This window comes from Nonomuraea sp. NPDC003214, assembly GCF_053590035.1.
Genome location: NZ_JBSFSX010000012.1, coordinates 39,132 through 58,742, shown reverse-complemented (window position 1 = coordinate 58,742; position 19,611 = coordinate 39,132). Strand labels below are relative to the sequence as shown.

The window sequence follows — 19,611 nt, the reverse complement described above, 5'->3', positions numbered from 1 at the left end:
CTCATGTGCCAATTGGATGTTACCGGTAGACACTGCAGCTAGGCGGGTTGACCGGACACGTGAAAGTAGGGTCCACCGGTGACCGAACTCCCCCTCTCCCGGCGCTCTCTGTTGCGGGCGGCCGCCCTTGTGGGCGGTCTTGCGGCCCTGGCCGCCTGCGGCAGCGACGACGCCCCCGGCGGCGCCGAGCCGCAGCGGCAGAGCCGGGACGTGCTCCGCGTCGCGCTGCCGTCGTCCATCGGCTCGCTCGACGCCGCCAAGGAGTCGGGCATCATGAACTACGTCGTCGCCCTGCTCGTCCAGGAGTCCCTGGTCGGCGTCGGCCGCGACGGCAGCCTCCAGCCCTCCCTGGCCGAATCCCGGACCAGGAAGGACGCCACCACCTACGTCTACACGCTGCGCAAGGGCGTGACGTTCTCCGACGGCAGCCCGATGACCGCCGCCGACGTCCTGGCCAGCCTCGACCTGCACGCCAAGAAGGGCTCCACCAGCGGCTTCGCCTACGCGTACGCGGGCGTCGAGACGATCGAGGCCACCGGCGACGCCGAGATCACCATCAGGCTCAAGAACCCCGACGCGTCGTTCGCCTGGACGCCCTCGCCCGGCACGCTCCTGGTGACGAGCGAGAAGTTCATCCAGGCCACCGGCGAGCGCATCGGCACCCCCGAGGGCAAACTGCTCGGCACCGGCCCGTACAAGGTGGCCGAGTTCGCCCCCGACTCCCACGTGACGCTGGAGCGCAACGACGGCTGGTGGGGCGGCAAGGCGCCGTTCCGACAGATCAGGATCGACTTCATCCCCGAGGAGTCGACCCGGCTGCTCGCCATGCGCGGCGCCGAGCTCGACGTCGCGCTCAACGTGCCCGCCGAGCAGATCGACCAGTGGAAGACGATCTCCGGCGTCGAGCTCAGGACGGCCGCCGACCGCTCCCTCGTCACGCTCGCCTTCAACACCGCCAAGGCGCCGTGGGACGACATTCACGTCCGCAAGGCCGTCGCCCACGCCATCGACCGCGAGGGCGTCGTCAGGAGCGTGCTGCGCGGCCACGCCCAGGTCGCCGCCACCATCCCCGACCCGGCCCAGTGGGGCGGCGTGCTGCCGCCCGACGAGGTGACCGCCCTGTACGCGAGCATCCCCCAGTACGGGTTCGACCTGGCCGCGGCCAAGGCCGAGCTGGCGCGGTCGGCCACCCCGCAGGGCTTCACCGACGTGCTCTCCTACCCCAGCAGCGGCCCCCAGCTCGGCCGCGCCGCCCTCACCCTGGCGCAGAACCTCAAGAGCCTCGGCATCACGCTGGAGGTCAAGGAGGTGCCGCTGGAGCAGTGGATCGCCGACCTCGGCAAGCACGCCTCCGGCATCTACCTCGGCTGGTACTTCGCCACCACCGGCGACCCCGCCGAGTACGCCCAGCAGCTCCTGCACCGCTCGGCCCGCGGCGAGAACGGCACCAACATCGCCGAGTACGACGACGCCGAGGTGAGCAGGCTCCTGGACGCGGCCAAGGCGAGCACCGACGACGCCGCCCGGGGCAAGCTGCTCGGCCAGGCCCTGGTCAAGGCCGCCGCCGGCGTCCCGTACCAGCCGCTGTGGTGGGGCGAGGCCGCGACCGCGTTCGGCCCGGCCGTCACCACCGGGGAGTTCGGCCCGTACTTCTTCGTCGGCCCGTGGGCCGCGAACCTGACCGCCCGCTGATGGGGCCGCTCGACGTCCACCGGGAGCTGGCCGGGCTGCGCTACCCGGAGTCGGTGGCGCTGCACCCGGACGGCGACCGCGTGGCCTGCGTGCTGGGGACGCGCGCGTACATGCTGGCCCTCGACGGCGAGCGGCGGCCGGTGCCCGGCGGCGAGCCGCAGGCGCTGACCCGCTGGCTGCCCGACGGACGGCTGCTGCTGGCGGCCGGTGGCGACCGGGTCGAGGTCAGGCACGGCATCACGCTGGAGCCGCTCTGGCAGGCGCGGGTCACCGGCGAGATCGAGGACCTGATCCCCGGCGGCGACGGCACCGTGCTCGTCCGCCTGGCCGATCCCGGCAGCGAGCGCGACGGCAGCCACCTCGGCCTGCGCGTGCCCGACCCGGGCGACCCGTTCGTGCGGGTGCCGGGCGGGCGGCTGCGGCGGCTGGTCCGGTTCCGCGTCGGCGACGCCACGCCCCGGCCGCTGCCGGCCCCCACGGTGTGGGACGCCGACTGGCGCGACGGCCGCGCGCTCGCGGTCACCTCCGCCGACGAGACCCCCGCGGGCTACTACCGGCCCCGCCTCGACCTGATCGACGACACCGGCCTCCGCACCCTGCACCGCACCGCGTGGCAGCTCAGCAGGCCCAGGCTGGCCCCGGGCGGGCGCGCCGCCGTCGTGGTCGAGGGCCTGTCGATCGTCTCCGGGCGCGTCCTGTACGTGGACCTGGACGGCGGCGGCGTGAGCCGTCTGGGCGAGATCGACGACGTGACCGACCTCGGCTGGCTGGACGAGCGGACGCTCTGGTTCACCGGCTGGGACGGCACCGGCGTGCACGGCGGCGTGCTCGACACCGGCGGCCGCGTGATCCACCGCTGGACCGCCCGGGGCACGATCGGCGGGCGCGACGGCCAGCCGTCCCTGTCGCCCGACCGGTCAGGCACGCTGGTGGCGGCCTGCTGGGAGAGCCCCGGGCAGCCGCCCGAGGTCGCCGTCGCCGCGCTGGCCGACGGCGACTGGAAGCCGGTCACCGCGCTCAACGCCGCCCTGGCCCGGCTCGCGGTGAGCCAGGAGGAGATCACCTGGACCGGCCACGACGGCCTGCCGGTCTCCGGCCTGCTGCTCACCACGCCGGGCGACGGGCCCCGGCCGCTGGTCGTCATCGCGCACGGCGGGCCCACCTGGCTGTGGTCCAGCTCGTTCGCGCCGGCCGAGTCCAACCAGCTCGCCGTGCCGCTCGCGCACGCCGGCGCGGCGGTGCTGCTGCCCAACCCGCGCGGCAGCAGCGGGCGCGGCCAGGACTACGCCCGCGCCGTCATCGGCCGGTTCGGCGAGGCGGACCTGGCCGACGTGCTCGCCGGGGTCGACCACCTGACCGCGACCGGCGTCGCCGACCCGGACCGGATGGCGATCATGGGCCTGAGCTACGGCGGCTACCTCACCGCCTGGGCGGTCACCCGGACCCGGCGCTTCCGCGCGGCGGTCGTGCTGTCGGGCGTGAGCGACTGGCTGAGCTTCTCCACCGGCAGCAACCTGGGCGGCGGCTTCGACCCGCTCTACCACGCGGGCGCCGACCCGGCCACCCCCGAGGGCCGCGAGTTCCTGGCCGCCCGCTCGCCCGTCCACCACGCCGCGAACGTCACCACCCCGACGCTCGTCCTGCACGGCGACCAGGACCGGACCACCCCCGTCGGCCAGGCCGAACAGCTCTATCGCGCCTGGTCGGTGGCCGGAGTGAGCACCCAGCTCGTCGTCTACCCTCGGGAGGGTCACGAGCTGGTGGAAGACGCGCACCGCGCGGACGCGGCCAAGCGCGTGATCGGCTGGCTGACCGGGGGCGGGGTGTTGTGATGGGGTGGGGCCGCTTCGCCCTGCGCAGGCTCGCGGGCACCGCCGTCGTGGTGCTGCTCCTGTCGGCGGGGGTGTTCGGGCTGCTCTACCTCGCGCCGGGCTCCGTCCAGCAGACGCTCCTCGGCACCCGGCCCGCCACCGCCGAGACCATCGCCGCGATCCAGGCCCGCTACCACCTCGGCGACCCCGTCACCGTGCAGTACCTGCGCTGGTTCGGCGGCGTGCTGCGCGGCGACCTCGGCACCTCCATCAGGACCGGCGCCCCCGTCTCCGGCATGCTCGCCGACCGGGTGCCGCTCACGCTCGCCCTCACCGCCTACGGCACGCTGCTGGCCGCGCTCGCCGGCATCCCGCTCGGCGTGCTCGGCGCACTGCGGCGCGGCCGGGCCGCCGACCGGCTCGTGGTGACGGCCGGCGTCGCCGGGCTGAGCGCGCCGCCGTTCGCCGTCGGGCTGCTGCTGCTCGTCGTGTTCGCCGGGTGGCTCGGCTGGTTCCCCGGCTACGGCACCGGAGAAGGGCTCGCCGACCAGCTCTGGCACCTCACGCTGCCGGCCGCCGCGCTGGCCGTCGGCGCCGTCGGCATGCTGCTGCGCTTCAGCCGCGCCGCCCTCGTCGGCGAGCTCGACCAGGACTACGTGGTCTTCGCCCGCGCCCGCGGCCTGGCCGCGCCCGTCGTGCTCGGCTACGCGCTGCGCAACTCGATCGTGCCGATGCTCACCGCCGCCGGGCTCGTCGTCACCGGCATGCTGGCCGGCACCGTGCTCGTGGAGGTCGTCTTCGCGCTGCCCGGCCTCGGATCGCTGCTCGTCGACTCGGTCACGTTCAAGGACGTGCCCGTCGTGCAGGCGCTCGCGCTCCTGCTCACCCTGCTGATCGCCGCCGTCAACCTGCTCGTCGACATCGGGTACGCGCTCGCCGACCCCCGCGTACGGCTCGGCGGAGGCGCGTCGTGAAGCGGACCCCGGTCAGCGTGTGGGCCGCCCTGGCCGTGCTCGCCGCCGTCACCGCCGCCGCCGCGTTCGCGCCCTGGCTCGTGCCCGGCGCCACCGACCAGGACCTGATGACCGGCATCACCGGCCCCGGACCCGGCCACCCGCTCGGCACCGACGACCTCGGCCGCGACGTGCTCGACCTGCTCATCGCCGGGGCGCGCACGGCCGTGCCCGGCGCGTTCGCCGTCGCCGCCGGGTCGATGCTCATCGGCAACCTGATCGGGCTGGCCGCCGGCTACTTCGGCGGCTGGGCCGACACCCTGGCCATGCGCTGGGCCGACCTGATGTTCTCGCTGCCCGCGCTGCTCGTCGCCATCGTCGTCGCGGGCGTGCTCGGCGGCGGCTACGGCCTGGCCATCGCCGTGCTCGTCGTCCTGTTCGCGCCCACCGACACCCGGGTGGTGCGCGGCGCCGTGCTGGAACAGCGTCACCGGCCCTACATCGAGGCCGCCGTGCTCAAGAACCTGTCCTCCTGGCGCATCATGACCCGCCACATCTGGCCCAACATCGCCTCCGTCGCCCTGGCCAACGCCTTCCTCAACTTCGCCTACGCCCTGGTGTCGCTGTCGTCGCTGTCCTTCCTGGGCCTCGGCGTGGCCGCCGGGTCGCCCGACTGGGGGCGCACGCTGGCCGACAACCGCACCCAGCTCCTGGCCAACCCGTGGGCCGTCATCGCCCCCGGCCTGGCCGTCATCGCCACCGCCGCCGCGCTCAACATCGTGGGCGACTGGCTGCACGAGCGCGTCGACCGGCGCGGAAGGGCACGCTGACATGCTGCGCGTCGAGGGACTGTCGGTACGCCAGCCCGCCACCGGCCGGACCCTGCTCTCCGAGGTGTCCTTCGACGTCGCACCGGGGGAGTCGGTGGCGATCGTGGGCGAGTCCGGATCGGGCAAGTCGCTCACCGCGCGGGCCGTGCTCGGCCTGCTGCCCGCCGGGCTGGAGGCGTCCGGGCTGGTGGAGGTCGGCGGGCGGCGCGTCGACGACGACCCGCGCGCCCAGCGGCGGCAGCGCGGCTCCACCGTCTCCCTGCTCATGCAGGACCCGTTCACGCTGCTCAACCCGCTGCGCAAGGCCGGCAAGCAGATCGCCGACGGGCTGCCGCGCGGCGCCGACCCGAAGACCGAGGTGCCCCGGCTGCTGGCCGAGGTGGGGCTGCCCGCCGACGTGGCCGGGCGCTACCCGTTCCAGCTCTCCGGAGGCATGCGCCAGCGTGTCGGGCTGGCCGCCGCGCTCGCCGCCGCGCCCCGCGTGCTGCTCGCCGACGAGCCGACCACCGCCCTGGACGCCACCACGCAGCGGGAGGTGCTGGCCCTCATCCGGCGCGTGCAGCGGGAGCGGGACATGACGTTCCTGCTCATCACGCACGACCTGCGGCTGGCGTTCAGCATGTGCGACCGCGTCGTGGTCATGTACGCCGGGCGCGTCATGGAGGTGGGCCGGGCCGCCGACCTGCGACGCGAGCAGCGCCACCCCTACACGCGGGCGCTGCTGGCCGCCGAGCCGCCCGCCGACCGCCGCCTGGCCGCCATCCCGGCCGTCCCCGGCTCGGTCCCCGCCCACGACGCGGTCGCCGGGCAGTGCGCCTTCACCGACCGCTGCTCGCTCGCCCTGGCCGAGTGCCGCGCGGGCGTCCCGCCGCTCCGCCCGGCCGGGGACGCCGGCCGCCTGTCGGCCTGCGTGCGGGCCGGCGACCTGCCCGCCGCCCCCGCGCCCCCGCTCGGCGTGGCCGCGCCCGTACGGGCCGCCGCAGAGCCGGTGCTCGACCTGCGCGATCTGCGCAAGACCTTCCCCGGCTCGACCAGGCCCGCGCTGGCCGGGGTGAGCCTGACCGTCGCCCCGGGCGAGATCGTCGCCGTCGTCGGCGAGTCGGGCTCCGGCAAGACCACGCTGGCCCGCTGCGTGACCGGCCTCGAACGCCCCGACGCCGGGACGATCCTGCTGGGCGGACGCGACTGCTCCGACTACGCCCGCATGTCGCGCGAGGCCGTCCGCCAGGCCCGCCGCACCGCACAAATGATCTTCCAGGACCCGTACTCGACCCTCAACCCCGCCCGCACGGTCGGCGCCACGCTCAAGGAGGCGCTCGTCGCCGACGGCCGCCCCGCCGACGTGGCCGCGCTCATGGAGCTCGTCGGCCTCGACCCCGCCCTGGCCGCCCTGCGCCCCACCAACCTGTCCGGCGGCGAGCGCCAGCGCGTCGCGATCGCCCGCGCCGTGGCGGGCGAGCCCGCGCTGCTCGTCTGCGACGAACCCGTCTCCGCCCTCGACGTCTCCGTCCAGGCGCAGGTCCTCGGCCTGCTCGCCGGCCTGCGCGAGCGGCTGTCGACCGGCATGCTGTTCATCACCCACGACCTCGCCGTGGTCCGCCAGCTCGCCGACCGGCTGTACGTGCTGAAGGCGGGGGAGTGCGTCGAGAGCGGCCCCGTCGACCGGGTGCTGGACGAGCCCGCCCACCCCTACACGCGCGACCTGCTGGCCAGCGTGCCCGACGGGACCAGCCGCTGGCCCGGCTGATCCCGGAGCTCAGTCGTCAGCCATCAGTCGTCAGTCGTCAGTCGTCGGAGAAGGAGATCAGCGTCAGCACCCGGCAGGCCAGCTCGCCGGTGGCGTAGACGTGGTCGTACTCGGCGGCGAAGCGCAGCGCGTCACCCTCGCCGAGCGTCACCGACCACGCGTCGGTCGCCACCGTCACCTCGCCCGACACCACGTACGCGTGCTCCATCGAGCCGCGCCCGTGCGCGCTCTTGGCGCTGCGCGTCGCCGGCGGCAGCAGCCCCTCCGCCAGCTCGAACCGCCGCCGGTCCGGCGCGTCGAACAGGCTGCGCACCGCCGTGTCGCCGGTCATCACCGCCTCGCCCTCACCGCGCCGGATCACCTCGGGCCCCGCCGGATGCGTACGGGTCAGCTCGGCGAACGTCAGCCGCAGCGCCGCCGCCAGCCGGGTCAGCACCTCGATCGTCGGATTGGCCACCCCGCGCTCGATCTGCGAGATGAGCGCCTTGCTCACCCCGGTCAGGTCGGCCAGCTCCCGCACGCTGTGGCCGCGCGCCAGCCGGGTGCGGCGCAGGTTGCCCGCGATCGCCCCTCGCACCCCGGCGCCGGGCCCCGCGGTCACGCCCAGATCGGGGGTCTTGTCGTGGCGCACGTGGCTCCCCTCCCTGGATACTGACTCCATCATGCCGGACGGCTACAGCGTCAGGGCCAGGCCGATCGCGAGGAGCAGCCCGTAGGCGAGCTGGAGCTTGCCGGTCTGCTGCAGCACCGTGATCAGCGCCGGGCCGGCGGCGCCGCCGAGCACCGCGCGCACGGGCGCGATCGCCAGCGGGGCGGCCAGCACCGCGAGCGCGGCGGCCGGCGCGACCGGCGTCATCGCCAGCGCCACCGCGAACGGCAGGATGAGACAGGCCGCGTACAGGTGACGGGTGCGCGGCGCGCCGAGCACGACCGCGAGCGTCCGCTTGCCCGAGTCCGCGTCGGTGCCCACGTCACGCAGGTTGTTGACCACGAGCATCGAGCACGACAGCAGCCCGACCGGCACCGACGCCACCAGCGCCGCCCAGGTGAGCTGCTCGGTCTGCACGAACGCGGTGCCGACCACCGGCACCACCCCGAAGAACACGAACACCGACAACTCGCCCAGCGCGCGGTAGCCGTACGGCCTCTTGCCCCCGGTGTAGAACCAGCCCGCGGCGATGGCGGCGGCGCCCACCAGGAGCACCCACCACGCCTGCGTGACCAGCACCAGCACCAGCCCGAACACCGCCGCGGCGGCGAAGCTGCCGAGCGCGGCGGCGAGCACCTGCGGCGGCGTGGCCACCCGCGAGCCCACCAGGCGCATCGGCCCGACCCGCTGGTCGTCGGTGCCGCGGATGCCGTCGCTGTAGTCGTTGGCGTAGTTGACGCCGATCTGCAGGAGCAGCGCGACGAGCAGCGCCAGGATCGCGCGCCACCAGACGAAGCCGCCCTCGCCGATCGCCACGCCGGTGCCCGCCATGACGGGGACGACGGCGTTCGGCAGCGTGCGCGGGCGTGCGCCGGCCAGCCATTGTGCGGGGGTGGGCATCAGCTGATGTCCGTCGTGAGCCTGACCATGCGGATCGGGCGGCCCATGTCGAGCACCCGCTCGGCCATGTCCTCGCCCCAGCCCGCCGACTCCAGGAAGCCGAGGACCGCGTAGTTGTCGGCGAACACCCAGGTGACGATCTGGCGGTAGCCGTCCTCACGCAGGTGGTCGACGGTGGCGTTGAGCAGGCGGCTGCCGTGGCCGCGCCGGACGAAGTCGGGGTCGACCAGCAGCGTCAGCATCTCGGCCACGACCGTCGGGTCGAGGTCGGGGTCCTCGGCCGGCGCGTGGGAGGCCAGGCCAACCACCCGCTCGCCGCCGCGCGGCGTGGCCGGGGCGGCGTTGCCGCCGGCGCCCAGCGCGGGGAAGCCCTCGGTGTCGAGGATGGTCTCCACCGCCACCAGCACGCGATGCCGTGAGGTCGGCGGGGCGACGATCGCCTCGTCCCACTGGCGCAGCCACATCTTCTCGGCCGCCGGGCCGGTCATCTGCTCGAGGGGACCCTCGGGCAGGAAGTCCCGGTAGCCGTAGCGCCAGGCGCGGACCTGAACATTCGCCACTTGGAGAACATCCTCGCGCCGGGCCGCCCGGACGCCTACGTCTGCCATCTCGGCCCGCTCCTTCGACTGCTGTTCATGCCACGAGGCACGAGTTACACCGTATCGGTGTTTGAAGGTTGGAGACGACGCGAACCCTGCTTCCTGGCCCGGTATGCGCGCGTTTTGGTGCGGTTACCGCAGACCCTCATCGAACACCACGAGCGGGAACGGTTCTTGGAGGCGTCGATAAACGCCCACTGGCAGGTGTCCTCCGCGCACACCTTGAGCCGGTCCCACGAGGCGTCGGTCGCCGCGGCGGCGATCCTGGCCAGCGCGCCGGGCACGCCGCCCGCCACCGGGGCCAGGCCGGGCCGCGAGCCGATCACCACGGTGAGCGGCAGGCGCGGCAGCTCGGGCGGGCCGGCGCCGGGCAGCCGCCGCAGCGCCGCGCGCAACCCTTCGCGCAGCGCGATCGCGGTCGCCAGGTCGTCGTCGGTGGCGCGGTCGCGGGGCCCGGCCAGCGCGCGCTCGCGCAGCCAGACGCCCAGCTCGGAGGGAGTGCCCAGATCGTCGGCGTCGGACTCGACGTCATAGGTGTTCACGAAGTCACGCACCAACTCCGCCGCCACCAGCATGGGGCCACTCTACTCGCCGAGTGATCAGCCGAGCGCGCGCAGGGCCCGTGCCAGCCGGCTCACGCCCTCGGCGAGCTCCGGCAGGTTCGCCGGCGCCATGTGGGTGACGCGCACGCGCGGGCCGGGCGGCTCGGCCGGGTAGTACATGCGCCCCGGGCTCACCAGCACGCCGTGGCGCTTGGCGGCCTCCACCAGGGCGTGCTCGTCCGTCTCCGGCGGCAGCCGCAGCCACAGGTGCATGCCGCCGCCCGGCACCAGGAACGGCGGCGCCTGCGGCATCCGCGCGGCCAGCGCGGCGGCGAGCGCGTCACGCCGGGCCGCGATCTCGGCGTGCACCGCGCCGAGGTGCCGCCGCCAGGCCGGCGAGCCGACGAACTCCAGCGCCGTCTCCTGCAACGGCCGCGCCACGAAGAACGACTCCACGAGCTGCCCGGCCCGCAGCCGGTGCGCCGCGGGGCCCCGGGCGACGAGCGCCGCCACCCGCATGCTCGGCGACAGGATCTTGGTCAGCGAGTGGATATGCACCACGGTCCCGTGCGCGTCCGCCGACACCAGGGATGGCGGCGCGGACGCGGTCAGGTAGCGGGCGTAGTCGTCCTCGATCACGAACGCCCCGGCCGCCCTGGCCACCTCCAGCACCTGCCGGCGGCGCTCCTCCGTCAGCGTCGCGCCCGTCGGGTTGTGCAGGGTCGGCTGGCACAGGAACACCCGCGCCCCCGACACCGCGAACGCCTCCGCCAGCAGGTCGGGCCGGACCCCGTCGCGGTCGATCGGCACGCCGGTGGCCCGCAGCCCGGCCGCCTTCGCCGCCGCCAGCGCGCCCGGATAGGTGGGCGTCTCCACCAGCACCTGTGTGCCCGGCGCGGCCAGCGCCCGCAGCGCGTGGGTGAGCGCCGCCTGCCCGCCGCTCACGATCAGCGCGTCGGCGGCCGTCACGTCGCCGCCCGCCTGCTTGGCGAACCAGCCGCGCAGCTCCGCCAGCCCGCTCAGCGGCGGCATCGCCCACGCGTCCGGCCTGCGCACCGCCCGCGCCGCCGCGGCCGCGAGCTGACGGTCCGGCCGGATGCCCGGATGCAGGTAGCCGCCCGTCAGCGGCACCACCCCCTCCGGCGCGGCCCCCAGCAGCGCCTCCACCGGCTCCCCGGACACCGCCCGGTCGCCGAGCGCCACCGTCTGCCAGGAGAAGTCGGCCGCGTCGGGCGCCCACTCTCGCCGGGCCGCCACGAACGCCCCGCTGCCCGGCCGGGTCACCACCGTGCCCTCGGCCGCGAGCTGCCCCAGCGCCCGCGACACCGTCACCGGGCTCACGCCGTGCCGCCGCACGATCTCCCGGCTCGGCGTCAGCCGATCGCCGGGCCGCAGCCGCCCCGCCTCCTCCCGCAGGATCGCGGCGATCGTGGCGATACTGCTATCGTTGTCCATGAAGGAACAGGATAGCGCTATCGCCACGACCGCAGTAGCGGTCCCCGCCCCCGACGCCCGCCGGGGCACCGCACTGGCCTTCCTCGGCGTCCTGGCCTTCTCCGGCTCCTTCCCCGCCACCGTCTACGCGATGGAAGGCTTCGACCCCTGGCTCGTCGCCATCGGCCGCGCCCTCATCGCCGGCGTCGTCGCCGTGATCTGCCTCAAGGCCGCCCGCCTGCCCCTCATCCCGCCGAACCCGCGCCCGTACCTGCTCATCTCCCTCGGCGTCGTCTTCGGCTTCCCCGTCCTCAGCGGCCTGGCCCTCGACCTCGGGGCCGGCACCGCCCACGCCGCCGTCGTGATCGGCCTGCTGCCCGCCGCCACCGCCGCCTGCGCCGTCCTGCGCGCCGGCGAGCGCCCCCGCCCGCTCTTCTGGGCCGCCTGCGCCGCCGGCGCCGTCGCCATCACCGTCTTCACCCTCACCCAGGGTGGCTCCGGCGCCGTCTGGCCCGACCTCCTCCTGGTGGGCGCACTGCTCTCCGCCGCCGTCGGCTACACCGAGGGCGGCACGCTCTCCCGCACCACCCCCGGCTGGCAGGTGATCTCGTACGCGCTCGTCCTGTCCCTCCCCGTCACCGCGCCCGTCACCGCCGTGCTGGCCCTCACCACCCCCGTCGCACCCACCCCCGTCTCCCTCGCCGGGCTCGCCTACGTCGGCCTCGTCTCGATGTTCCTCGGCTTCTTCCCCTGGTACGCGGGCCTCGCCAGGGGCGGCATCGCCAGAGCCGGACAGACCCAGCTCACCCAGCCGCTGCTCACGCTCGTGTGGGCGTGGTTCCTCATGGGGGAGCGGTTCGGCCTCGCCACCGTGGCCGCGGCGCTGGCCGTGCTCGTGTGCGTCGCCATCACGCAGCGCGCCCGTACTTGAAAGCCGTGACGCCTGGCCGCAGGATGGGGGTGGAGGTGTCACATGGCGGACCTCACGATCCCCGAAGGCGGCTTCTGGCCCGCGCCGGAAATCCCGCAACCGAACATCTACCCGATGGAATGGCGCGTCGAGACCGAGAAGCTCGCCGCCATCTACGAGAAGTCCAAGCGCATGCTCTGGAACCCGGCCGACCTGCCCTGGGACGAGCTCGACCCGGCCGACTTCACCCGTGAGCAGCGGCTCGGCATCATGTACTGGTTCGCGGTCCTGGCGAACTTCGACGCCTCGGGGCCGGCGGTCTTCGCCCGCGCCACCATCCAGGCGTTCGAGAAGCACGAGGAGGACCCGGTCAGGAAATGCTTCTTCTCGATCACCCGTGACGAGATGAACCACGAGGAATGCTGCCAGCGCGCCATCGCCAAGCTCTGGCCCGGCGGCCCCCTCGACTGGACCCCGTCCGACGACCTGGAAAAGGCCGCCCACAACAACATCGGCTGGCTTTACCACAACGGCGGCCGCTACTGGAACGGCTACAACAGCGCCGTCGGCAAATACTCGCTGCCCGTGCTGTTCACCAGTTTCATGATGGGGGAGATGGCCGCCTCCACATTGTTCCGCGGAATGGCGTCCGGCACCCGGCACCCGGTGTTCGAGGAGATGTTCCAGCGCATCGGGCGTGACGAATCCCGTCACCTCCAGATCTGCATGACGATCCTGGAGAACGAATGGCCCGGCCTCACCGACGACACCCGCGTCCTCATCACCCGCCAGTTGCGCGCCGGGTTCGTCTTCCTGTCCATGATCCTCTGGGAGCCGCCCGAGGGGTTCTGGGAGCTGCCTCCGTACTTCCTGGCCAACCACCGCGTCCTGATGGACCACGCCCGCGACGCCGGCCTCGGCCTGCTGTCCTACGACGAGCAGGCGGAGAACTGGCGCGTGGCGATGGCCCGCGTCCGCGCCATCGTCGAACGCTGGGGCATCGCCTTCCCCGCCATCCCCGAGCTCGACCTGGAAGGCGTCCCCGTCGACTTCGTCGACCCCGAGGAGATCATCCCGGTGTTCTGACCTCGTGGCGTACGATGCCGCGCATGTGGGGACGTATGAACGGCCTGCGGGTGCTGGAGCTGGGCACGCCCGGCGAGATGCGCACCTGGCTGACCGGCCTTGCCCTGTCCGGCGCCAAGCAGGGCACGGCCGGCCTGCTCGAACTCGACTACCACGCCGAGAACGAGCCCCTGGAACACGTCGGCGAGCGCCTGGCCCTGGTCGGCGACGCCGGCGCCCAGGTCGCCACCGTCGAGGTCACCGCCGTCACCCAGGTCCCCTTCGCCGAGGTCTCCTGGGAATTCGCCGAATCGGAAGGCGAGGGCTACACGTCGATCGACGGCTGGCGGGAATCGCACCGCCGCTATTGGCGCGCCGAGGGTTACGAGGTGAACGACGACACGACGGTGGTGTGTTTGTCGTTCCGCCTAATTTCCGAATAGCGGCGCGGCCATCGCGATCCCCCCTCGAAAGGCGCAGTACAACAGGGGACCGGACCGATGGCCGCGCAAAAGATTGTCCTCCCTGCCCGCCACCTCGCGCAGGCATTCACCGGAGAAGACTTCTTCGCCGGGCTGGATCGTCCTCAATGCGGGTGATTAGTCCTCGCCGCCGGCAGGCCACCGCTCCTGGGCCGACACGAAGGTGCCCCGCTGCGGGACCGTGAACACCCAGCCCTGCTCCCTGAGCAGCGAGACCGCCGAGCGTGCCGTCGCCTTCGCGACGCCGTACTTCCGCATCATCGCCTTCTCGCCGGGAATGGCCCTGTTCGGCGCGATGCCGCCTTGAGTAATCTGCCGCGAAATGTCGGCTGCTATTTCTCGGTAAATCGGGCCTTTTCTCGACCTGCGGGGTGTGTCGGGCAGGCCGATGAACGTCCCCTCGCCCTGGATCGTGTACGCGACGCCGCGCTCTCTGAGTTCACGTGCCACCCGGCGGGCCGTGCTCCTGGAAACCCGGAACTCCGTCTCCATGAGCGCCTCGCTCGGCACCGGCTCGCCCGGAAGCAGCTCTCCCCGGTTGACGCGACCCGCGATGACATCCGCGATCTGGCGGTAGATGGGGACGGGGCCCTCGCGATCCAGCATGGGAGGAGCCTAGGCGTGCGCACAGGGCTAGGCGGGCCGGATGCTAATCCTGGGGCCACGATTCCTTGGGGGAGACGTAGCTGCCGCGCTGGGGGACGGTGTAGATCCAGCCTTGCTCGCGCAGCAGGGCCATGGCGCGGCGCACCGTCTCGCGGGCGACGTCGTACTGCTGGACCAGCGCGGTCTCGCCCGGGATCGGCCGGCGAGGCTGGTAGCGCCCGGCCTTGATCTCCTCCGCGACGTCCAGCGCTATCTGCTGATAGAGCGGGATCTTCCGCTGTTTGCGGGGCGCCGCGTCCGGAGCTCCGACGAACGTGCCCTCGCCCTGGACGGTGTAGATGAGACCTTCCTCGCGCAGAACGTGGATCGCCCGCCGCGCGGTGGTCCTGGCGACCCCGAACTCGCTCTGGAGATCGGCCTCGCTCGGCACGGGATGCCCCGACGAGAGCCCGGCGACCCGATGCCGGAGGATCTCGGCGATCTGCAGATAGATGTGGGTGTCCCCATCGTAGTCGAGCACAGTCGAAAGATAGACGAAGGTGTACGAGGCCTCCCATAACGCTTCGTCTGTTGAGCCCGAGTTTCCGTTATGAATAGGCAGAGCGATACAACTAGACGTATGCTTCTCGCGTGATCGATCCATGGGTCCACCTGAACGACAGGTGCCTCAGCCCTCATCCGGCCCCCGTGCGGGCTGACTGCGTGGCCATCGAATGGTGGCCCGGGCGTCCGCTGATCACGTCGGTGCGGGTGCGTGACTTCACCTGCGACTGCGAGAAGACGTACTACGAGTTGTGCCAGATCGGCGGCATGCGGTTCATCCGCTGGATCCGCATCAGACGAAGCGGCTTGATCTCCGACGAGTGCCTGCCAGGCAGGGCCGCGGAGATCGACGACCTGTGGGCTCGGCTGCTGCTCGGGGCAGCACGTTGACCATGACCGCCGGGCAAGCTCAGGTCCAGGCTTGTCCATTCCCCCGGCAGGTGTCATCCCAACGCGTCAGCACCTGCCGGGTCCATCGCCCTCGTGAGGTCTGGATACGGGCCCGGGCCTCACGAGGGCCTTGGGGGGCTCCGGCGCCTCCATCGCTCTGTCCGCCGGAGCCCCCTCCGAACCACAGAAGACACAGTTGACCTCAAGTTAGGTCGGGGTTCTACGGTCACATCGACCGACGAGATGGAGAATGCTCATGACCTACCTTGTGACAGGCGCCACCGGTAAGGCCGGCCGCCACGTCGTCAGCCACTTGCTCCGAGCCGGACACCAGGTCCGCGCCCTGACCAGGAACCCGGCCACGGCCGATCTGCCGCCAGAGGTGGACGTGGTGGCCGGTGACCTCACCAGACCCGAGACCCTGGGCCCCGCGTTGGCCGGCGTCGTCGGCGTACACCTGCTGACCGTCGGCGGCGACGACTACGCCACGCTCACCACCGGCCCCGAGATCGTCGAGCTGGCGCTGAAGGCCGGCGTACGACGCGCCACCGTGCTGTGGAACGGCCGGCTCGGCCCGGTGGAGGAGGCCGTCGAGTCGAGCGCGCTCGAATGGACCCGCCTCCAGCCCGTCGACTTCATGGGCAACACCCTCGGATGGGCAGATGCCATCCGAAAGGAGGGCACTGTACGTGAACCGTTCGGCGACGTGCCGGCGGCGATGGTCGACGAGGCCGACGTCGGGGCCGTCGCCGCGGTGACGCTCGCCGAGCCCGGGCACGCCGGCAAGGTCTACACGCTGACCGGCCCGGAGGCGCTGACCCCGCGCGAACGGCTGGCGGTGATCGCCAGGACGATCGGCCGGGACCTGGAGTTCGCCGAGCTCACCGAGGCTGAGGCCCGTGAGCGCTGGCGGCGGGCCGGGCACGCGGAGGAGCTCATCGACCTGCTCGCCGCCTGGCAGGGCAACCCGCCGCCCGAGGCGTACACGGTGGTGCCGACCGTGGCGGAGCTCACCGGGAGGCCGCCCGGTACGTTCGCCGACTGGGTCAGCAGGCATGCCGAGCGGTTCGCGTAGGAATGCCTGCCGCCGGGCCGACTGGCCCGTCACCATCAACCGGGCCGGTTGCCTTCGGATGCGGCTGATGGGTGCCCGGCAGCAGGCAACATGGCCGCACGTCCTTCCGGGAGGCCGTGCGGCCACACACTACGAGTAATCGGCCGCCTGACGTCCTCAACGGCCGACCCGCGGACTCAGGATGCCACGGGGGTATGCGGGCCGACGGGGCTTCAGCGCTTTCGTAGGGATCGCGCGCTATCGGGTGACCTGCGGCAATGACCCGCCTTCATCACCCGCGTGCGCAACCCCCGGACGTCAGCCGCCCCACCGGGCGGTGGTCCCGTCATGCCGCCATCACGTCCCCCGCCGGACTTGCTGGACTTGCTGGACCCGCCACGCGCCGCCAGGCCGTGTCCGTGATGACGAGGTGGTCGAGGAACCGCAGCCCCACCGTCTCGGCGGCATCCCTCAGCCGCCCCGTGGCCACCACGTCGTCGTCGCTCGGCTCCAGGCAGCCGCTCGGATGGTTGTGCGCGATCCCGAACGCCGCGCCACCCGCCGTCAGCACCGCCGTGACGATCTCCCGTACCGGCACCATCGTGTGGTCGGTGCCGCCCTCGCTCATCACCGTCCGTCGCAGCACCGCCCCCCGGCCGTCGCACACGACCAGCACCAGCCTCTCGTACGCGTGCCCGCGCAGCAGCGGCGCCGCGACCGCCGCCAGGTCGGGTGTGCCCGTGATGCGCACCCGCTCGGGCTCGGCGTCGGCCCGCCGTACGAGATGGAACGCCGCCGCCACCCGCGCCGCCTTCGCCGGCCCCACCCCCGGAACGGCCAGCAGCCGATGCGGCTCCGACCTGGCCAGCCCGTCGAGGTCGCCACAGTGTGCGATGACCCGCGCGGCCAGGTCCATCGCGCTCATCCCGCGAAACCCCGAGCCGAGCAGCACCGCCAGCAACTCGCGGTCGGCCAGCGCCCCGGCGCCGCTGTCCATGAGCCGCTCACGGGGCCGCTCCCGCCGCGGCAGGTCTTTGACGCGCACATCCCCCACCTCCTGCACGGTTCTATCAACGACCACCGACAACCTCTGGGCGGGCGTCTGCCTGCTGGCCGGCCGGCGCCAGCGTTCGGGGACGTGCCGGTGTGGCGGGCAGCGGCGGATAGGCGGAGATGTCGGGACACGGCAGTGGCCCAGGGTGCCTCAGACGGGCATGCTGTACACCATCTTGAACCGGTCGCCCGGGATGATGATGTCGCTCGTCTCCACCGGCCGGTCGCCCGCCCAGTGGGTCCGCTCGACATGCAGGACGTGGACACCGGCCGACAGGTCCAGAACCTCGCTCTCCCGGGGCTCGGGAACCCGGGTGTGGATGCTCTCGACGACTTCGGTGATCTTTATCCCGTGCGCGTCCAGCCTGGCGGCCAGACTGCGCCGCTCCTCCTCGGTGTGCGGCGCGAACTCCAGCGGCTCGTACGCGGTCGCGAGTTGGAGCGGCCGCCCGTCGCCCCGGAAGACGTAACGCGTCTTGGTCAAGGTGGCCGTCCGATCCACCCGGAGCCGCCGGGCGAGGTCGGGCCCCGCCTCGGCGGGTTCGCTGTACCAATCCCACGTCACGCGCCGCCCCTGGGACTGGAGATCCGCTGCGAAGGGCGTAGGGTGATCAAGGAACCGCCATCGGTGCAGCGATGAGAGATCAGGCCGTTCCTTGACGTAATGGCCCGAACCCACGCGGCCGATGATGAGACCTTCACCCGCCAGCACACGCAGAGCGTGACGAGCCGCGGTCTCGCCGACCTGATACTTGCGGGTCAGCTGCGCCCGCGAAGGAATGGGCGCGCCAGGAGGAAGGGTACCGTCGTTGATCTGCCGTCGAATGTCTTCAACGACACGCAGGTAGACCGGATCTGAGGTCGTCACTAGTCCATCCCTGGGGGTTCGTGTGAGGCGTTGCCCCATGTTGCCGTATTCGGCAGGTAACCGACCGTCATCGAGGACCGCTGGAGCCCCAACTTTGCGATAGCGGAAAATTATCGGAGAAACCCTGTAACGCGGGCGTAAGGCCCGCCGATTCTCCGGTAGAGGTCGTCGATGTGTGTACCCCCGAGCACATATCGGCGACCTCTTCCATTGCCCGCCCCTGGTACAGGCCCTGTCCGCGCCTGCCCGCCGGGCGCGCGGGCGATCCCCGGCCGCGACCCTCCGTGATCGCCCCCGGAGCGAAGCGACGACCGCCGGCTCCCGTGAACGGGCTCTGATCCCCCGGAAGTCGTCACGGGTGCCAGGAGTGGGCCCGTGGAGGGCGGGCATGGATGGGGGAGCGATCGACAACGGTGGAGCGTAGTCGGATGTGCCCTGAGATGCCGGAGAACGGTGTGACAAAAAGCGGCTCCAGGCAGGCAATTCGGGGTGGCGGCGTCCAACGGATTTCGGAATCCAGGTAGCGTTCGCACTATGGCATCGCCAACTGGAACCACGGACGCGCCCTTCGGCCGCATGCTGACCGCCATGGTCACGCCGTTCACCGCCGACGGCGAGGTCGACTACAAGACCGTGCGACGCCTCGCGACCTACCTGGTGGACGAGCAGCACAACGACGGGCTGGTCGTCAGCGGCACCACCGGCGAGTCGCCCACCACCACCGACGAGGAGAAGGCCCGCGTCCTCGGCACGGTGCTCGAAGCGGTGGGCGACCGGGCGACCGTGGTGGCCGGAGCCGGCACCAACGACACGCGTCACAGCGTCGAACTGGCCAAGCGCGCAGCCCGCGAGGGCGCCCACGGCCTGCTCGTCGTGACCCCTTATTACAGCAAGCCCCCGCAGGAAGGGCTCTACCGGCATTTCACCGCCGTGGCAGACGCGACGGAACTGCCGGTTATGCTCTATGACATCCCCGGTCGCAGCGGCGTGCCGATCAAGACTGAGACCCTGATCCGGCTGGCCCAGCACGAGCGCATCGTGGCGGTGAAGGACGCCAAGGGAGACCTGTTCGCCGGCAACACGATGATGACGGTGACCGATCTCGCCTACTACTCCGGCGACGACCTGCTCAACATGGCCTGGCTCTCGCTTGGCGCGGCGGGGTTCGTGAGCGTGGTCGGGCACGTGGTCGGCAGCGACCTCGCCAACATGATCAGGCTCCACGCGAACGGTGACATCGACGGCGCGCGCGCGATCCACCGCCAGGTGGCGCCGGTCGTCGAGGGGATCATGATGAGCGCGGGTGGCGCGATCATGGCAAAGGCGGCGCTGAGCATGGTGGGAATACCGGTCGGTCCGGTACGCCTGCCGCTCGTGCCCGCGACTGAGAAGCAAATCGCCGAGCTGCGTGCTTGCCTGGTGGCCGGCGGGGTGAAGTTGACAGACGTATAGGAACGGGGAGGATCCGGGAGTTTGAGAACAC

At 72.5% G+C, this 19,611-nt stretch carries 20 protein-coding genes; 11 read left to right on the top strand and 9 right to left on the bottom strand.

Features of this window, described 5'->3' with window-relative positions:
- Window positions 1–78 precede the first annotated feature (78 nt).
- The 5 genes from ACWDXC_RS33715 to ACWDXC_RS33695 are packed head-to-tail and all read left to right on the top strand — an operon-like array spanning window position 79 to window position 7,033.
- Window positions 79–1,692, top strand: a complete 1,614-nt coding sequence (locus ACWDXC_RS33715) for an ABC transporter substrate-binding protein (protein WP_449988825.1) — start codon at window positions 79–81, stop codon at window positions 1,690–1,692.
- Window positions 1,665–3,524, top strand: a complete 1,860-nt coding sequence (locus ACWDXC_RS33710; RefSeq protein ID WP_449988823.1) for an alpha/beta hydrolase family protein — start codon at window positions 1,665–1,667, stop codon at window positions 3,522–3,524. Before ACWDXC_RS33715 ends, ACWDXC_RS33710 begins: the two co-directional genes overlap by 28 nt.
- Window positions 3,524–4,477: an ABC transporter permease gene (locus ACWDXC_RS33705; RefSeq protein ID WP_449988820.1), complete on the top strand. Its 954-nt coding sequence runs from the start codon at window positions 3,524–3,526 to the stop codon at window positions 4,475–4,477. Before ACWDXC_RS33710 ends, ACWDXC_RS33705 begins: the two co-directional genes overlap by 1 nt.
- Window positions 4,474–5,286: an ABC transporter permease gene (locus ACWDXC_RS33700; protein WP_449988817.1), complete on the top strand. Its 813-nt coding sequence runs from the start codon at window positions 4,474–4,476 to the stop codon at window positions 5,284–5,286. The genes ACWDXC_RS33705 and ACWDXC_RS33700 overlap by 4 nt, the downstream gene beginning before the upstream one ends.
- Before the next feature lies 1 nt (window position 5,287).
- Complete coding sequence (locus ACWDXC_RS33695) at window positions 5,288–7,033, top strand: ABC transporter ATP-binding protein (RefSeq protein WP_449988815.1); 1,746 nt, start codon at window positions 5,288–5,290, stop codon at window positions 7,031–7,033.
- 37 nt (window positions 7,034–7,070) lie between these two features.
- Here ACWDXC_RS33695 and ACWDXC_RS33690 read toward each other — a convergent pair whose 3' ends face one another.
- The 5 genes from ACWDXC_RS33690 to ACWDXC_RS33670 form a co-directional block, all read right to left on the bottom strand.
- Entirely contained in the window at window positions 7,071–7,664 is a 594-nt protein-coding gene (locus ACWDXC_RS33690) for an XRE family transcriptional regulator (RefSeq protein ID WP_364175593.1), read from the bottom strand.
- 42 nt (window positions 7,665–7,706) lie between these two features.
- Window positions 7,707–8,582 (bottom strand): 1,4-dihydroxy-2-naphthoate polyprenyltransferase, encoded by an 876-nt coding sequence (locus tag ACWDXC_RS33685; protein WP_449988813.1) that lies wholly within the window; start codon window positions 8,580–8,582, stop codon window positions 7,707–7,709.
- Complete coding sequence (locus tag ACWDXC_RS33680; RefSeq protein WP_308125698.1) at window positions 8,582–9,142, bottom strand: GNAT family N-acetyltransferase; 561 nt, start codon at window positions 9,140–9,142, stop codon at window positions 8,582–8,584. The genes ACWDXC_RS33685 and ACWDXC_RS33680 overlap by 1 nt, the downstream gene beginning before the upstream one ends.
- A gap of 92 nt (window positions 9,143–9,234) precedes the next feature.
- Window positions 9,235–9,756: a CGNR zinc finger domain-containing protein gene (locus tag ACWDXC_RS33675; RefSeq protein ID WP_219503450.1), complete on the bottom strand. Its 522-nt coding sequence runs from the start codon at window positions 9,754–9,756 to the stop codon at window positions 9,235–9,237.
- Window positions 9,757–9,780: 24 nt separating this feature from the next.
- A complete protein-coding gene (locus tag ACWDXC_RS33670; RefSeq protein ID WP_449988809.1) occupies window positions 9,781–11,178 on the bottom strand; it encodes an aminotransferase-like domain-containing protein in 1,398 nt (465 codons plus the stop codon).
- On the opposite strand from ACWDXC_RS33670, the gene ACWDXC_RS33665 reads away from it, so the two are divergent.
- Genes ACWDXC_RS33665 through ACWDXC_RS33655 form a run of 3 tightly spaced genes read left to right on the top strand, consistent with a single transcriptional unit; the run spans window position 11,177 to window position 13,575 of the window.
- Entirely contained in the window at window positions 11,177–12,088 is a 912-nt protein-coding gene (locus tag ACWDXC_RS33665; RefSeq protein WP_449988806.1) for a DMT family transporter, read from the top strand. The two genes, ACWDXC_RS33670 and ACWDXC_RS33665, sit on opposite strands and share 2 nt — an antisense overlap.
- A 42-nt stretch (window positions 12,089–12,130) precedes the next feature.
- Window positions 12,131–13,153 (top strand): hypothetical protein, encoded by a 1,023-nt coding sequence (locus ACWDXC_RS33660; RefSeq protein ID WP_219503440.1) that lies wholly within the window; start codon window positions 12,131–12,133, stop codon window positions 13,151–13,153.
- 23 nt (window positions 13,154–13,176) lie between these two features.
- A complete protein-coding gene (locus tag ACWDXC_RS33655) occupies window positions 13,177–13,575 on the top strand; it encodes an ASCH domain-containing protein (RefSeq protein WP_449988803.1) in 399 nt (132 codons plus the stop codon).
- Window positions 13,576–13,731: 156 nt separating this feature from the next.
- Here ACWDXC_RS33655 and ACWDXC_RS33650 read toward each other — a convergent pair whose 3' ends face one another.
- Complete coding sequence (locus tag ACWDXC_RS33650) at window positions 13,732–14,220, bottom strand: GntR family transcriptional regulator (protein ID WP_449988801.1); 489 nt, start codon at window positions 14,218–14,220, stop codon at window positions 13,732–13,734.
- Between the two features lie 43 nt (window positions 14,221–14,263).
- The gene (locus tag ACWDXC_RS33645; RefSeq protein WP_449988799.1) at window positions 14,264–14,740 is read right to left on the bottom strand and encodes a GntR family transcriptional regulator; all 477 of its coding nucleotides are present in this window, start codon (window positions 14,738–14,740) and stop codon (window positions 14,264–14,266) included.
- Between the two features lie 110 nt (window positions 14,741–14,850).
- On the opposite strand from ACWDXC_RS33645, the gene ACWDXC_RS33640 reads away from it, so the two are divergent.
- Together ACWDXC_RS33640 and ACWDXC_RS33635 are read left to right on the top strand one after the other, a co-directional pair.
- Window positions 14,851–15,153 carry a hypothetical protein gene (locus tag ACWDXC_RS33640; RefSeq protein ID WP_357585303.1) on the top strand — a complete coding sequence of 101 codons (303 nt, stop codon included), beginning with the start codon at window positions 14,851–14,853 and terminating at the stop codon, window positions 15,151–15,153.
- Window positions 15,154–15,409: 256 nt separating this feature from the next.
- Window positions 15,410–16,228, top strand: coding sequence for an NmrA family NAD(P)-binding protein (locus tag ACWDXC_RS33635; RefSeq protein ID WP_449988795.1), 819 nt, complete (start codon window positions 15,410–15,412; stop codon window positions 16,226–16,228).
- A gap of 325 nt (window positions 16,229–16,553) precedes the next feature.
- Here the strand turns inward: ACWDXC_RS33635 and ACWDXC_RS33630 are convergent, their stop codons facing one another.
- Together ACWDXC_RS33630 and ACWDXC_RS33625 are read right to left on the bottom strand one after the other, a co-directional pair.
- A complete protein-coding gene (locus ACWDXC_RS33630) occupies window positions 16,554–17,252 on the bottom strand; it encodes a JAB domain-containing protein (RefSeq protein ID WP_449988793.1) in 699 nt (232 codons plus the stop codon).
- 159 nt (window positions 17,253–17,411) lie between these two features.
- Complete coding sequence (locus tag ACWDXC_RS33625; protein ID WP_219503420.1) at window positions 17,412–18,128, bottom strand: GntR family transcriptional regulator; 717 nt, start codon at window positions 18,126–18,128, stop codon at window positions 17,412–17,414.
- A 534-nt stretch (window positions 18,129–18,662) separates the two neighbouring features.
- Here ACWDXC_RS33625 and dapA point away from each other — a divergent pair.
- On the top strand, window positions 18,663–19,580 hold the full coding sequence (dapA, locus tag ACWDXC_RS33620) for a 4-hydroxy-tetrahydrodipicolinate synthase (protein WP_449988790.1): 918 nt from the start codon (window positions 18,663–18,665) through the stop codon (window positions 19,578–19,580).
- The last annotated feature ends 31 nt before the right edge of the window (window positions 19,581–19,611 follow it).